At 64.6% G+C, this 13601-nt stretch carries 9 protein-coding genes and 3 tRNA genes; 4 read left to right on the top strand and 8 right to left on the bottom strand.

The features are described 5' to 3' along the window. Nucleotides 1-110: 110 nt before the first annotated feature. From VI26_RS21635 to VI26_RS21615, 5 genes are all read right to left on the bottom strand, one after another. On the bottom strand, nt 111-1739 hold the full coding sequence (locus VI26_RS21635; RefSeq protein WP_156183998.1) for a lactate permease LctP family transporter: 1629 nt from the start codon (nt 1737-1739) through the stop codon (nt 111-113). Between the two features lie 238 nt (nt 1740-1977). Next, nucleotides 1978-4866 (bottom strand): FAD-binding and (Fe-S)-binding domain-containing protein, encoded by a 2889-nt coding sequence (locus VI26_RS21630; RefSeq protein ID WP_082151201.1) that lies wholly within the window; start codon nt 4864-4866, stop codon nt 1978-1980. Next, nucleotides 4863-6326 (bottom strand): LutB/LldF family L-lactate oxidation iron-sulfur protein, encoded by a 1464-nt coding sequence (locus VI26_RS21625; RefSeq protein WP_048411835.1) that lies wholly within the window; start codon nt 6324-6326, stop codon nt 4863-4865. Before VI26_RS21625 ends, VI26_RS21630 begins: the two co-directional genes overlap by 4 nt. After that, nucleotides 6323-7030, bottom strand: coding sequence for a lactate utilization protein (locus VI26_RS21620; RefSeq protein ID WP_048411834.1), 708 nt, complete (start codon nt 7028-7030; stop codon nt 6323-6325). Before VI26_RS21620 ends, VI26_RS21625 begins: the two co-directional genes overlap by 4 nt. Continuing rightward, nucleotides 7027-7767, bottom strand: a complete 741-nt coding sequence (locus VI26_RS21615) for a (Fe-S)-binding protein (protein WP_048411833.1) — start codon at nt 7765-7767, stop codon at nt 7027-7029. The genes VI26_RS21620 and VI26_RS21615 overlap by 4 nt, the downstream gene beginning before the upstream one ends. 163 nt (nt 7768-7930) lie before the next feature. Between VI26_RS21615 and VI26_RS21610 the strand changes: the two genes are divergently transcribed. Further along, nucleotides 7931-8698, top strand: coding sequence for an FCD domain-containing protein (locus VI26_RS21610; RefSeq protein WP_048411832.1), 768 nt, complete (start codon nt 7931-7933; stop codon nt 8696-8698). 376 nt (nt 8699-9074) lie between these two features. On the opposite strand, the gene VI26_RS21605 is transcribed toward VI26_RS21610, so the two are convergent. Beyond that, on the bottom strand, nt 9075-9419 hold the full coding sequence (locus VI26_RS21605; RefSeq protein ID WP_053074579.1) for an H-NS family nucleoid-associated regulatory protein: 345 nt from the start codon (nt 9417-9419) through the stop codon (nt 9075-9077). 490 nt (nt 9420-9909) lie between these two features. Between VI26_RS21605 and VI26_RS21600 the strand changes: the two genes are divergently transcribed. The 3 genes from VI26_RS21600 to VI26_RS21590 all read left to right on the top strand — a co-directional run bounded on the left by VI26_RS21600 (nt 9910) and on the right by VI26_RS21590 (nt 10151). Next, nucleotides 9910-9985 (top strand) — tRNA-Ala (locus tag VI26_RS21600). A 7-nt stretch (nt 9986-9992) separates the two neighbouring features. Further along, nucleotides 9993-10068 (top strand) — tRNA-Glu (locus tag VI26_RS21595). Between the two features lie 7 nt (nt 10069-10075). After that, a tRNA-Ala gene (locus tag VI26_RS21590) sits at nt 10076-10151 on the top strand. Nucleotides 10152-10207: 56 nt separating this feature from the next. Here the strand turns inward: VI26_RS21590 and VI26_RS21585 are convergent. Then, nucleotides 10208-11830, bottom strand: a complete 1623-nt coding sequence (locus VI26_RS21585) for a diguanylate cyclase domain-containing protein (RefSeq protein WP_053074578.1) — start codon at nt 11828-11830, stop codon at nt 10208-10210. Next, nucleotides 11827-13266, bottom strand: coding sequence for a sensor histidine kinase (locus VI26_RS21580; protein WP_231581084.1), 1440 nt, complete (start codon nt 13264-13266; stop codon nt 11827-11829). Before VI26_RS21580 ends, VI26_RS21585 begins: the two co-directional genes overlap by 4 nt. Nucleotides 13267-13601 lie beyond the last annotated feature (335 nt).

The raw sequence follows: 13601 nt of genomic DNA, 5'->3' as shown, positions 1-13601 counted from the left end.
GAGACAAGGCGAAAACGGCTGAGAAAGCGGAATGTACATATGGTACATGAGCATTTCGAAGTCGTTTTCAACGCCGTATCGCCGCAGCGCAGCAGATCGTAAACAGGTTCTCAGAAATACGCCATCGCGTAAGTCATCGCCCCCACCAGGCTGCAAAAGATCAGACTGTGCTTGAGGGTGAAGCGGAACAGATCCGCCTCCTTGCCCACCAGCCCCACCGCCGCGCAGGCCACGGCGATGGACTGCGGCGAAATCATCTTGCCGGTCACGCCGCCGGTGGTATTGGCCGCCACCAGCAGGATGTCCGACACGCCCAGTTGATGCGCGGTGGACGCCTGCAAGGCCGAAAACAAGGCATTGGACGAGGTGTCGGAACCGGTCAGGAACACCCCCAGCCAGCCGAGGAAGGGCGAGAAGAAGGGAAAGGCCTTGCCGGTGTTGGCCAGGCACAAGGCCAGCGTGCTGGACATGCCGGAATAATTGGCGACAAAGGCGAAGGCCAGCACCATGCCGATGGACAGAATGGGCCGCTTCAGTTCAAGCAGGGTTTCGCCGAAGGCGGCGGCGGCCTGCGCCGGGCGGAAGCGCAGCAGCAACATGGACAGCAAGGCCGCGACAAAAATGGCGGTGCCCACGGCGGACAGCAGGTCCAGCTTGTACAGCGCCTCGTAGGGCTTGTCCGCGGCCACGATGGGCGCGGTCTTGATCACCAGATTGTCCAGGTGGGGCACATGAAACTTCAGCACCCAGTGCTCCAGCGCGCCGCCCTTGGCGAACAAGGCCTTGAACGGCTTCAAGCTCCACAGCGTCACCAGCGCGGTCAGGATCAGGAACGGCCCCCAGGCGCGGGCGATCCGCCCCAGGCTGAAGCCGGAAGGCTGGCGCGGGCTGGGCGCGCGGCGGCCGGCGAAGGTGAAGATCTCGCGCGGCTGCCACACTTTCAGGAACAGCGTCAGGCACACCAGGCTGACCAAGGCCGAGGTGATGTCCGGCAGCTCCGGTCCGATGTAGTTGGAAGTGAAATACTGGGTAATGGCGAAGGAGCCGCCGGCCACCAGCACCGCCGGCCAGGTCTGGCGCACGCCCTTGAGGCCGTCCATCATCATCACCAGCCAGAACGGCGCCAGCACCGACAGAAACGGCAGCTGATGTCCGGCCTTGGCGCCGATGGCGAAGGGATCCAGCCCGGTGACCTGGCCGGCGACGATGATGGGGATGCCCATCGCGCCGAAAGCCACCGGCGCGGTATTGGCGATCAGGCACAGGCCGGCCGCGTACAGCGGATTGAAACCCAGGCCCACCAGCAGCGCGGCGGTGATGGCCACCGGCGCGCCGAAGCCGGCGGCCCCCTCCAGGAAGGCGCCAAAGGAGAAGCCGACCAGCAGCATCTGCAGGCGCTGATCCTCGGTCACCGACAACACCGAGGCGCGGATGATGTCGAACTGCCCGGTCTTGACGGTGATCTTGTACAGGAACACCGCGGCGATGATGATCCAGGCGATGGGCCACAGACCGTAGGCGAAGCCGAAACCGGCGGCGGCCAGCGCCATGCCCGCCGGCATGCCGTAGAACAAGATCGCCACCAGCAGCGCCAGCAGCACGGTCAGGCTGCCGGCGACATGGCCCTTGAGCCGGAACACCGCCAGCGCCAGGAAAAAGAAAATGATGGGCAGCGCCGCCATCAGCGCCGACAGCGCCATGCCGCCGGAAGGGAAGTAGTTTTGGGTCCAGATCATGATGTCTCCTCTGCAGTCTCTCCTTCTTCTTGCGCGCACAAACATCCGCGCGGCGGCGGAGCTAGCCGCGGCCGTGTGGACGGAATGCGTTCAGGGAAGGATGTTTACGGGCGTTTCAACTCGGCGCCGGCCGCCCGGGCGGCGGCGCCATCAATGCGGCCTTCATAGCGGGCCGCTTTTAGAACCTGTTTACGATCTGCTACGCGTCGGCGATACCGCGTTGAGAACGTCTTCGAAATGCTCATGTACCATCTGTACATTCCGCTTTCTCAGCCGTTTTCGCCTCGTCTCGCCTTAGCTCGCTAGATCGTAAACACGCTCTAGGGGTGGTGCAAAAATCCAGCAGCGCTTCGATGCTGCGGTATTCAAAGCCGGCGTGTTCGCTCAGGCCGATCTGACAAGTGCGGCTCATCGACACACCGTGGCGGCAGCCCTGGGGCAAGGCCGGCGGCAGCCGTCGCAAGCTGTGCGCGTTCAGTTCCGGCACGGTGAAGCCCTTGTCGCCGGCAAAACCACAGCAGGCGATGTCCGGCGTCGTCAGCCGCTCGGCGCAGCGGCCGGCCAGCCGCTTGAGCGCGTCCGCCGCGCCCATCTCGGCGGCGCTGCAAGGGATGTGCAGCGCCAGTTGCGCCAGCTTGCGCGTCACCGCCAGCCGCGGCGCGACGAAGGCGTCCAGGAAGCGGGCCGCGTCGAACAGACGCAAGCACGCGTCCAGCCGGCCTTGGCGCTGAGCGGACAGGATGCGCGCCGCGCACGGCCCGTTGTCCAGGTAAACCGGATGGCGGCCGTCTTCGCTGGCGGCCAGCAAGGCCAGGTTCAGCGCGTTCTGACTGATGTCCAGCGCCTCCGCAGCATTGGCCGAAGCGAAGGGCTGGCCGCAGCACAGGCCATCCTGGCCGGACGGATAGCGAGGGCTGAAACCGGCGCGACGCAGCAAGGCCAGCGTGGGCGCGGCGGCGTTGCCGCCGTCGGCGTCCGCGGCCAGCGCGCGGTTGACGCAGCTGAGGAAGAGCACCACCGGCTCGCCGTCGCCGCCGGCGGCGGGCAGACGGCCGGCCGGCCGCGGCAGCTGCGCGGGCAGCAAGGGAATCACCTTGTGGCGGCGACGCAGCCGCAAGCTGATGCGGTGCAGCCGCTCCGGCCCGAATAGATGCGCCAGCGCCAGGCCGGCGCGGACGACGGACGCGGCGGCGCCGATATGGCGGGCGGCGAAGCGCGCGGCGCGCGGCCGCGGCGACGGTCCTTGCAAGCGCTTCATCAGATCGCCGGTATTGATGCCCACCGGACAGCGCGTCGCGCACATGCCGGTGGCGGCGCAGGTGTCGATGGCGCGGTAGCGGAAATCGGCGCGCAGCGCGGCCAGCTCTTCCACCGCGCCGCCGTCGCGGCTCAGTTGCTGGATGCGGCGCCAGGCGACGATGCGCTGGCGCGGACTCAGCGTCAGCCCGTGCGACGGACAAGCCACCTCGCAAAAGCCGCATTCGATGCAGCGGTCGACGATGGGATCGGCCGCCGGCAAAGGCTTGAGGTTTTCCAGGTGCAGCCGCTCGTTGTCGGTGATGATCACGCCGGGATTGAGCAGGCCGTCCGGGTCGAACAAGGCCTTGATGCGGCGCATGATGTTCCAGGCGGCGTCGCCCCACTCCTGGCGCACAAAGGGCGCGACATTGCGGCCGGTGCCGTGCTCGGCCTTCAGCGAGCCGTCGTATTCGCCGGCCACCAGCGCGCTGACGTCCTGCATGAAGGCGTCGTAACGCGCCACCTCGCGCTCGCTGTCGAAACTGGGCGCAAACACGAAATGCAGATTGCCGTCCAAGGCGTGGCCAAACAACAAGGCCTCGTGATAACCGTGGCGATCGAACAAGGCCGTCAGCCTGGCCACGCCGTCGGCCAACTGCGGAATCGGAAACGCCACGTCCTCTATCACCACGGTGCTGCCCAGCGGCCGTACCGCGCCCACCGCTGGAAACAGGCCCTTGCGCAAAGCCCAATAGCTGTCGCAGACCGTGGCCTCGCGGCTGAAGCCGCTGGACAGACGCGGCGCGAAACCGGCCAGCAGTTGGTCTATCGCCGCGCAATGGCGCGCCAGTTCCGCCTCGGAACCGGCGCGCGCCTCGATCAGCAAACAGGCCTCCTCCGGACCGAACGGCCGCGCCAGGAAATCCGGCAGCCCCGGCTTGCCGTGCAAGGCGCGCAGGCTGCGGCTGTCTATCAGCTCCACCGCCGCCACGCCGTGGGCGTTTGCGGCCGCGCTCAGCGCCGACACCGCTCGGCAACAGGGTTCCAGTGCGTCGAACAGCAGCAAGGCCGAGGCCTTGTGCGGATGCTCGATCACGCTGTGAAAAGTGATTTCGCTGATGAAGCCCAGCGTGCCCTCGGAGCCGATCAGCACATGGCTGAGCATGTCCACCGGGTCGTCGAAATCCAGCAAGGCGTTGATGCCGTAGCCGGTGGTGTTCTTCAGCCGGTATTTGCGGCGCACCCGCTCGGCCAGCGCCGCGTCGGCGCGCAGTTCGGCCGCCAGGCCGGACAAGCCGGCCAGCAGCGCGGCGTGAGACTGGCGGAAAGCCGCCACGCTGGCGGCGTCGCCGGTGTCCAGCGCGGCGCCGTCCAGCAGCAGCAGGCGCATCGCCGCCAGCGTGTGATAACTGTTGTCGCGGGTGCCACAGCACATACCGCTGGAATTGTTGGCGGCGATGCCGCCGATCTTGGCGCTATTGATCGACGCCGGGTCAGGGCCGATCTTGCGGCCGTAAGGCGCCAGCAAGGCGTTGGCGTGGCTGCCTATCATCGCCGGCCCCAGCCGGATGCGCGCGCCGTCGTCCAAGACCTGGCCATGGTTGAAGCCATCGCCCAGCAAGACCAGCACCGAATCGCTGACCGCTTGGCCGGACAAACTGGTGCCGGCGGCGCGGAAGGTCAGCGCCACCCGGTGACGGCGCGCCAACGCCAGGATGGCCGCCACTTCCGCCTCGCTGTCGACGCGGGCGACGATTTGCGGCCGCAGCCGGTAGAAGCTGGCGTCGGTGCCGTAAGCCAGCGTGGACAGCGGATCGGTGTAGATGCGCGCCGCCGGCATCGCCGCCAGCAAATCCTGATGGAAAGCCTGATGCGCCGGGCTCATGCTCATGGCCGCTCCCCGGCGGCGCGGCGCGCTTCGCGTTCGCGCACCAGCTCGTGCAGGGTCTTGGGCGCCGGCGTCAGCGGCGCGTGGTTCTGGGTCCAGCCCAACTGGCCGCCAAGCGCGAGCTTGCGCAGCCGGGTGGCGCCCCAGCCGAACCAGCGGTATAGCCGCGGCGAAGCGTTGACCTGGCGCCAGCCCTTCCAGGCCAGCCGCTCCGCCGCGCTCGCCGCCGCGCCCTGGCCGCGCAGCGGATGGCTGACCGCCTCCTCGGCCGGGCGCTGGCTTTCCTCGCGCAGCCGCATCAGCATCTCGGGGATGGGGATCTTCACCGGGCAGACCTCGCCGCAAGCGCCGCACAGGCTGGAGGCGGTGGGCAGGTCGCGGGTGTTTTCCAGGCCCAGCAGATGCGGCGAGATGATCTCGCCTATCGGCCCCGGATAGGTGGTGCCGTAAGCGTGGCCGCCGATGCGGGCGTAGACCGGGCAATGGTTCATGCAGGCGCCGCAGCGTATGCATTGCAGGGTCTTGCGCAATTGCGCGTCGGCGTAGGCCTGGCTGCGGCCGTTGTCCAGCAGCACCAGATGCACTTCACGCGGACCGTCTTTTTCGCCGGCGCGGCGCGGGCCGCTGATCATATTGAAATAAGTGGTGATGGGCTGGCCGATGGCGGAGCGGGTCAGCAGGCTGTACAAGGGCGGCACGTCGGCCAGCTTCTCCACCACTTTCTCGATGCCGGTGATGGCGATGTGCAGGTCCGGCACCGTGGTGCACATGCGGCCGTTGCCTTCGTTCTCCACCAGGCACAGCGTGCCGGTTTCCGCCACCGCGAAGTTGACGCCGGATAGGCCGACGTCGGCGTCCAGATAGAGCCGGCGCAGCGCGCCGCGGCCTATCTGTATCAGCTCGTCCACGTCCTCGGTGTAGGGCGTGTCCGGCAGCTTGTCGTGGAATAAGCGCGCGATGTCGGCCTTGGTCTTGTGTATCGCCGGCATGATGATGTGGGTGGGCTTTTCGCCGGCCAGCTGCACGATGTACTCGCCCATATCGCTTTCCACCGCGGCGACGCCGCGCGCTTCCAGATAATGGTTGAGTTCGATTTCCTCGCTGACCATGGACTTGCCCTTGACCATCAAGCGGCCGGAACGCGCCTCTACCAAGCCGTGGATGATGCGATTGGCCTCGTCCGCGGTCTCGGCCCAATGCACTTGCACGCCGTTGGCGCTCAGCCGCGCCTCCAACTGCTCCAGCAAGTCCGGCAGCCGCGACAGGCAACGCTGGCGAATGGCTTCGCCCAATGCGCGCAAGGCGTCCAGTTCCGCCGGATCGTCGAAGGCAGACAAGCGCTTGGCCATCAGGAAGTCCATCGCCCCGCGCAGGCTGTGGCGCAGTTCGCCGTCGGCCAATGCCGCGCGCGCCTGCTGCTTGAATTGGCGCGAGGGATAAAGCTCGATCTTGTGCTCGCTCATGGTCGGGCCTCCTCCGCCTGCTCCAGCTGCGCCGGATCGATGTGCTCGGGCAGCTGCGCCAGCACCAGCAGTTCACGCGGGCCGTGCGCGCCGTAGGCCAGCGTCAGCTGGATGTCGGCGGTCTTGGACGGACCGGAAATCAGCAAGGCGTTGGTAGGCATGCCGTCCTGCCAGTTTTCGCAACGCATCGCGCTGTAGAAGTCCGGATAGAGCGTGGCGGTGTCGAACAGGACGATGTGCAGCGGCGGCACCAGGCTCATGGTTCGCGGCTCCTGCGCGTCCGGCCACAGCACCAGGGTGCCGGTGGCGGCGATGCCGCAGCGCGCCGCGGTGAACGCGGCCTCGATCTCGAACAGCTCGGCCTTCCAGTCGTCGACGGCGCGGTCGAAGAAACGCAGCGCCGGCGGCGTCGGCAGGCCTTGCAGCACCGTCTCGGCGCGGCGGCCGTGCGCGGTGTCGGACAGCAGCAAGGAAGCAGGCCGCCTCTGCGCGATCCACACCGCCAGCCGGGTGTGCCAGTCGTCGGCGCGCACCCATAGCACCTCGGTCTTCACCGCCCGCATCGCCCGCGCCCAGCCGCGCAAGGCGTCCAGGCTGTGCTGCGGCGGCGTAAAGCGCCGGAAATGCGCGTCCAGCTCCGGCCGCGGCAACTCCTCGCGCGGCGCGGCGCGCAGCTTGGCCAGAATGGCGTCGCGGGCGCTCATGCCTTGCCTCCCACGCGCTCCAGCAGAAAGCTGGCCAGATGCCGGCCCCGAAACGCCCCGCCCTCCTTGGCCAGCTTGCCGTTGATATTGAGCAGACAGCCGCCGTCCGCGGTGATGAACTCCACCGCGCCGCTGTCCCGCAGCGCGGCGGCCTTGTCCGTCACCATCGCCCCGGCGATGTCAGGATGCTTGATCGAAAAAGTGCCGCCGAAACCGCAGCACTCGGATTCATGGTCGTGCACCACCCGTTCCACATTGGCCAGCCGCTCCAGCAAGGCCCAAGAGGACAGATGCACATTCATTTCGCGGCGGGCGGAACAGGAGGTATGCACAGCCACCTTCACCTTGGGCCCCTGATCTTGCGGCCGCCAGTCCAGATGATTGAGCAGAAAATCGCTGAACTCCACCACCCGCGCGGCCACCGCGCAGGCGCGCGCCTCGTCCGGCTGGCCGGCGAACAGCTTGGGCCAGTGATGTTTGATCATGCCGCCGCAGGAACCGGACGGCACCACGATGGGCCAATCCTCGGCGAAACAGTCCAGCTGCACCCGCGCCACCGCCAGCGCTTCCGCCGGATGGCCGCTGGTATAGGCCGGCTGGCCGCAACAGCTTTGCTGCTGCGGAAAGTGCACCCGCAAGCCCAGCCCTTCCAGCAAGGCGATGGCGTCGACACCGGCCTGAGGCAAAAACAGGTCGAGCAAGCAGGTGCCGAACAAATAAACGTTGGCAGGCTTCATCCGGTTTCCTTTGTAAATTGGTAAGACCAATTATTTTTATCAAAACAACTCTAGAGTGATTGCTTGAATCCGTCAATATGACAGCGCGGATTCCAGCGCCGGCTGTGGTAAGCTGCACCCACTCTGGTCTGACCAATTTTTCCGAAGCGACAAGCCCGGCGCCATGGCCTATCCCAAACTGAACATCCCCAAGCTTTCCGACGTCATCGTCGAACAACTGGAAAAACGCATCCTGGACGGTGTGCTCAAGCCGGGAGACCGCCTGCCGCCGGAACGGCAGCTGGCCGAGGAATTCGGCGTGTCCCGTCCCTCGCTGCGCGAGGCGATTCAGCAACTGGCGTCGCGCGGCCTGCTCAGCAGCCGCCAGGGCGGCGGCACCTGGGTGACGGATCGGCTGGAAACCGCGTTTTCCGACCCCTGGGAAAAACTGCTGAACCAGCATCAGGACTTGCACGGAGACTTGTTGGAGTTCAGACGGGTGCTGGAAGGCGCGGCGGCGCGCGGCGCGGCCACCCGCGCCACGCCGGCCGATCTACTGCGCCTGGAACATTGCGTGGACCAATTGCAGAACGCCTACGATGGCGGCGACCTGGCCCAGCAGGCGCAGGCCGATGTGCGTTTTCACCAGGCAGTGGCCGAGGCTTCGCACAATGTGTTGTTCGCCCACCTGAGCGGCAGCCTGCTGGCCATGCTGCACCGGCACGTCAAGGACAATATCGCCGACTTGTTCGCGGTGGGCGAAGTGGCGGAAGAACTACGCGCTCAGCATTTGGCCATCTGGGAGGCCATTCGCGACAAACAGCCGGACGCCGCGCAACAGGCGGTGGAAACCCATCTGGACTTCGTCGCCACCACGCTGCGCACGCAGCAGCGGCAGGCCGAGCGCGATGCCAAGGCGCGGCTACGCTTGGAACAGCTGGACCTGCCCTGAGCGAGAAATCCAAGCACCCGGCCAACCGCCCTTAGAACCTGTTCATAGTCTGCTGCGCTTCGTGAGACGTGGCACGGTGAGTACCGCTTCGAAAGGCTCATCTACCACGTGTACATTCCGCTTTCTCAGCCGCAACGCCATGTCTCGCTCTTGCTCGCGAGACTTTGAACAGGCGCTTAGTTCAGGACACAAGCAAGAACCGCCCACGCCGCTTGGAGCCGGTTCAAAGTCGCCCCGCCCGCGGCGGGATATGCAACGGCTCAGCGGGCACTGGCGCTCTCGCGAGCCAGCGCGGGACCAGATGCGGCGGCGGAGCATTCAAAGCCGCACTCACCGCGCCACAATTCGCGACGCGCAGCGTATCGTGATCCGCGGCTTAGCCGGCGTTGATTTTTTTCTGCCTTTTGATGGCGAATTTTTCCCTATCCTCGCCGCGCGCTTCCGCCTCGACCAGCCAAACCGGCGGCCGGCCGCGGCCGGACCAGGTCTGATGCGGCATCGCCGGGTTCTGATACTTGGGCGTCACCCCGTTCTTGGCGTACAGCTTGGGCAGAATCAAGCCGTAAGCCGTGGCCAGCCGTTCGATTTCCTCTATGCCTTTTTGCTGGCGCAGCTGAATGCGATCCGTCAGCGTATTCAACAGAAAAACCGCCGCGTCCTTCAGCGTTTGGTCCGAGCATGAAACCAGCAGTTCCTCGTTGATCAGCACCTTCTTATCCATAACACCTCCTTAAGCATGCCAAGCCGCCGGCCTTCTCCAGCCGGCTGTTGTCATTGCAAGCCCATGTCTACGCCATACATCGTTGCAGTCGCTTTTCAGCAGACATTAACGCCCGTCCATGCACTAAAACTTTGTGCGAATCTCGGGCCTGAACTGTTTTTGATTATTTTATCCTTTACTCCCCAATGACTTGGAATAGGAAAATCCTTATTTTTCCAAGAAAAATGCGCTGGCCTAGCGCGCGCCCATCGCCCCGCGATGATTGGGGCGAAACATCGGCGAGGATGGCTGTCCGCAAACAGGAAAAAATCAAAAAACGCCGTTTTCAGGCCGGATATTCTCGGAATCGTCCAAAGGCGCATTCTTCCCGCCGCCGGGCTCTGAAAATATTTTTCAAAAAACCTTGCGCGGCCGGAAAAGCCTAGGTATAGTTCGCTTCCTGTCGAGACCGAAGGGTCCCGAGAGAAGCCCGGAAGGGTGCAGTATCTGTGGGGGTATAGCTCAGTTGGGAGAGCGCTTGCATGGCATGCAAGAGGTCAGCGGTTCGATCCCGCTTACCTCCACCAAAATTCAGTCCCCATCGTCTAGAGGCCTAGGACATCGCCCTTTCACGGCGGTAACCGGGGTTCGAATCCCCGTGGGGACGCCAGCATACCGGGGGTATAGCTCAGCTGGGAGAGCGCTTGCATGGCATGCAAGAGGTCAGCGGTTCGATCCCGCTTATCTCCACCAAATATAAAAGCCGAAATCGAAAGATTTCGGCTTTTATTCATTTCATCGCCATCTCTTCATGATGCCGCCGCCCCGTTCCCCGCCAACCTGAATTCATTCTTGCCCGCGCGCTTGGCCTCATACATGGCCCGATCCGCCGCATGCAGCAAGTCGGCGGGCTCCCCACCGCTATCGGGGAAAAAGGCCACGCCTATGCTGGCCGACACCGTGCAGACACCAACGCTCAAGGCCACGGGCCGCGCCAGCATCGCCAGCAGACGCCGCACCATCACGCCACAGGCATCGCCCCGCTCCAGACCCGGCGCCACCACCAGGAACTCATCCCCGCCCAAGCGCACCACCACATCCTCGGCGCGCACATGCTGACGCAAGCGCTCCGCCACTTCCACCAGCAAGGCATCGCCGGCCTCGTGACCCCAATCGTCGTTCACCGACTTGAAGCCATCCAGATCAATGAACAGCAACGCAATGCATTCATTGCGCCGCTTGGCCCTGGCGATCTCCTTTTCCAATTCCACCTGCAGAAAATGGCGATTGCCCAAGCCGGTCAGTTGATCGTGATACGCCAGGAAATGGATATGCGCCTCCGCCGCGCGGATCGCCGAAATATCCGAGATCGCCAGCACATAATGACTAACCTTGCCCTCGGCATCGCGCACCACAGACGCATGCTGCCAGCATGGGAAGGTTTCATTGCGCCGCCGGCACAACACCTCGCCCTGCCAGAATCGACGCTCCCCCTCCAGGCGGCGATAGAAACCCTCGTCATGCGGCTCCACATGCAGACACTCGTCCGGATCGCGCCCCAGGGCGGACTCCGCGCTCAAACCGGTCAAGCGATAGAAGGACTCGTTCGCCGACACGATGCGCCGCAGATGGTCCAACACCAGAATGCCTTCCGCGCTGGCCTGAAACACCACGCTGGCCTGACGCAGACTGGCGGCGTTCAAATGCGCCTCGGTCACATCCCGCGCCACCCCCACCCAGCGCGCCGGCTCGCCCTTGGCGGCGAAATTGCGACCGCACAACTCCACCCAGCGCCCCACGCCATCCCTACCCACTCGCACCGTGCGCTGCAACACCTGACACACCTCCAGCTCGCGGGACAGCTCCATCGCCTCGGCCTCGGCCAAGCCCGGCAAGCCCAGCGCCTCGCCGCCAGCGGAGGCAAACGGAAACGCATCCGGGAACTCGCGCTCCCACTCCATCCTGCCCTCCACCCCACTCCACTCCCACACCCCCAGCCGCGCCGCCTCCACCGCCATGCGCAAGCGGCGGCGCTGACGCTCCTCCTCGCGCTCCGCCCTGCGTCGCGCCAGCCCCATGCGCACCGATGCGTTCAACTCACGCAACTGGTAGGGCTTCAATAAATAACCGTAAGGCGCGCTGCTCTCCGCATTGCGCAGCATGTCCTCCTCGGCATAGGCGGTCAGGAAGATGGACGGGATCTGAAAACGCTCGCGAATCACCCGCGCTGCCTCGGTGCCCGGCACCTCGCCGTCCAGGTGGATATCCATCAGCACCAAGTCCGGTCGCAGCGCTTCGGCGCAGCGCACCGCGTCGTCGGCATTGGCGCACACGCCAAGCACCCGGTAGCCCAGCGACTCCAGGCTGGTGCGCAAATCCAGCGCCACCACGCCCTCATCCTCGACAATCAGCAAGCCATTGCCAATGCTCATTCCTGATTCTCCGGCTCATCGCTGAACGCGATTTCCACGCAGCCGCCGCCCGCCTCCGGCCGCAACAGGCTGGCAACCCCTTTCAATTGCCCCACCAGGATGGGGATCAGGCGAAAACCCAGCGAACTGACCTCTCCCAGCTGGACCGACTCCGGAATGCCGACACCGTCGTCCGACACCAGGATCCGGCAGCGCCCATCCTCGGCCCGCTCCAAAGCCACCTCCACCGTGCCGCGCCGCCCGGGAAAAGCGTGCTTGAGCGCATTGGTCACCAGCTCGTTCACCAGCAGACCGCAGGGAATCGCCCGTTGCATGCCAAGGTATACCGCCACCTCCATGCCGCGGCAGCGCACGCGCACCCCGCTTTCGGACGCGCTGCCGCTCAGCAGCTGGGTCAGACGCTCCAGATAAAGTCCAACATGGATGCGGGAGAAATCGCCGTGCTCGTACAGCAATTGATGGATCAGCGCCATCGCGCGGACATGGTTCTGGCACTCCACCAGCACCGCCACAGCCTCCGGCGGCGCCGAACGCGTTTGCAGATTCAACAAACTGGAAATCACTTGCAGATTATTCTTGACCCGATGGTGCACCTCGTTGAGCAAGGCGGTCTTTTCCTTCAAGGCCAACTCCAGGCTGGCTTGCGCCGCCTTGCGCGCGCTGATGTCGGTGATGGTGGCCAGCACTTGCACTTCCTCGCCATTGCGCACCGGAGTCAGGCCGATCTCCGCTGGAAACTCGCCGCCGTCGCGACGCTGGCCAAAGATTTCCTGCTGCCGCGCCATCTCTCGCGCCTCCGGATGACGCATATAGCTCTTCATCAAGCGGCCATGGCCATCTCGAAACCGCTCCGGCACCAGACTGGCAATCATCATGCCCTCCATGCCGACGCCTTCGTAGTCGAACATCACTTCGGCGCGATGATTCGCCATCAAGATGCAGCCACCCTGGTCTATCATCACCAGCCCGTCCAGCGCCGAATCCACCACCATGCGCAACCTAGCCTCTCCCTCGCCGCGCAAGCGCTCGGCCAAGCGCTCGCCGGCCACATCGCGCACCACCGCCACCACCCCAACCACCTCCGCCGCCACGGAATACGGCAGATAACTGATCTGCCATTCCCGCCGCGCCACCCTGCCGCCGGCATCCACCCAGGAGTTGACGCAAAAATCGATCACCGGCTCGCCACTGGCGATGACTTGACGCATCAGCGACTCCAGAAACTCACCTATCAGCGGCAACACCTCCGCCACGCGCCGCCCCAGATGATCGGCACAGGGCAGGCCATTGGCCTCGGCCAGACGCTCATTGATCAATCGATAGCGCATTTCTCCATCAATCAGCGCCACCCCCACCGGAACCGCCTCCAGCACATTGGACAGCACCTGCTCGATACAACCCAGCGCACCACCTTCGTCCATCAGGGACCCAGCCACCCAGCCTCCTCGCTCCGCCCCGCCTCGCGCCGCGCGCGAACGGCGCGCAAACAGGGCAGACAGGGCGATAAACTTGTTACCAGCTTGTGTTATATGACGGATGGAAAAGGAAACATACTGTTAAAATTGCTTAGAACCCGTTCAAAGTCTCGCGAACAAGGGCGAGACAAGGCGAAAACGAGCGAAAAAGCGGAATGCACGCGTGACACATGAGCATTTTGAGCTTGCACTCACCGTGCAAGGCCTCACGAAGCGCAGCAGACTTTGAACAGGTTCTTAGAACCTGTTTACGATCTTTTTGTAAGCGATAATGAGCTAGTGAAGAGAAAATCCTA

The sequence above is a fragment of the Chromobacterium sp. LK1 genome (genome assembly GCF_001043555.1).
Taxonomy (GTDB): domain Bacteria; phylum Pseudomonadota; class Gammaproteobacteria; order Burkholderiales; family Chromobacteriaceae; genus Chromobacterium; species Chromobacterium aquaticum.
This window is presented reverse-complemented; position numbering and strand designations above follow the sequence as displayed.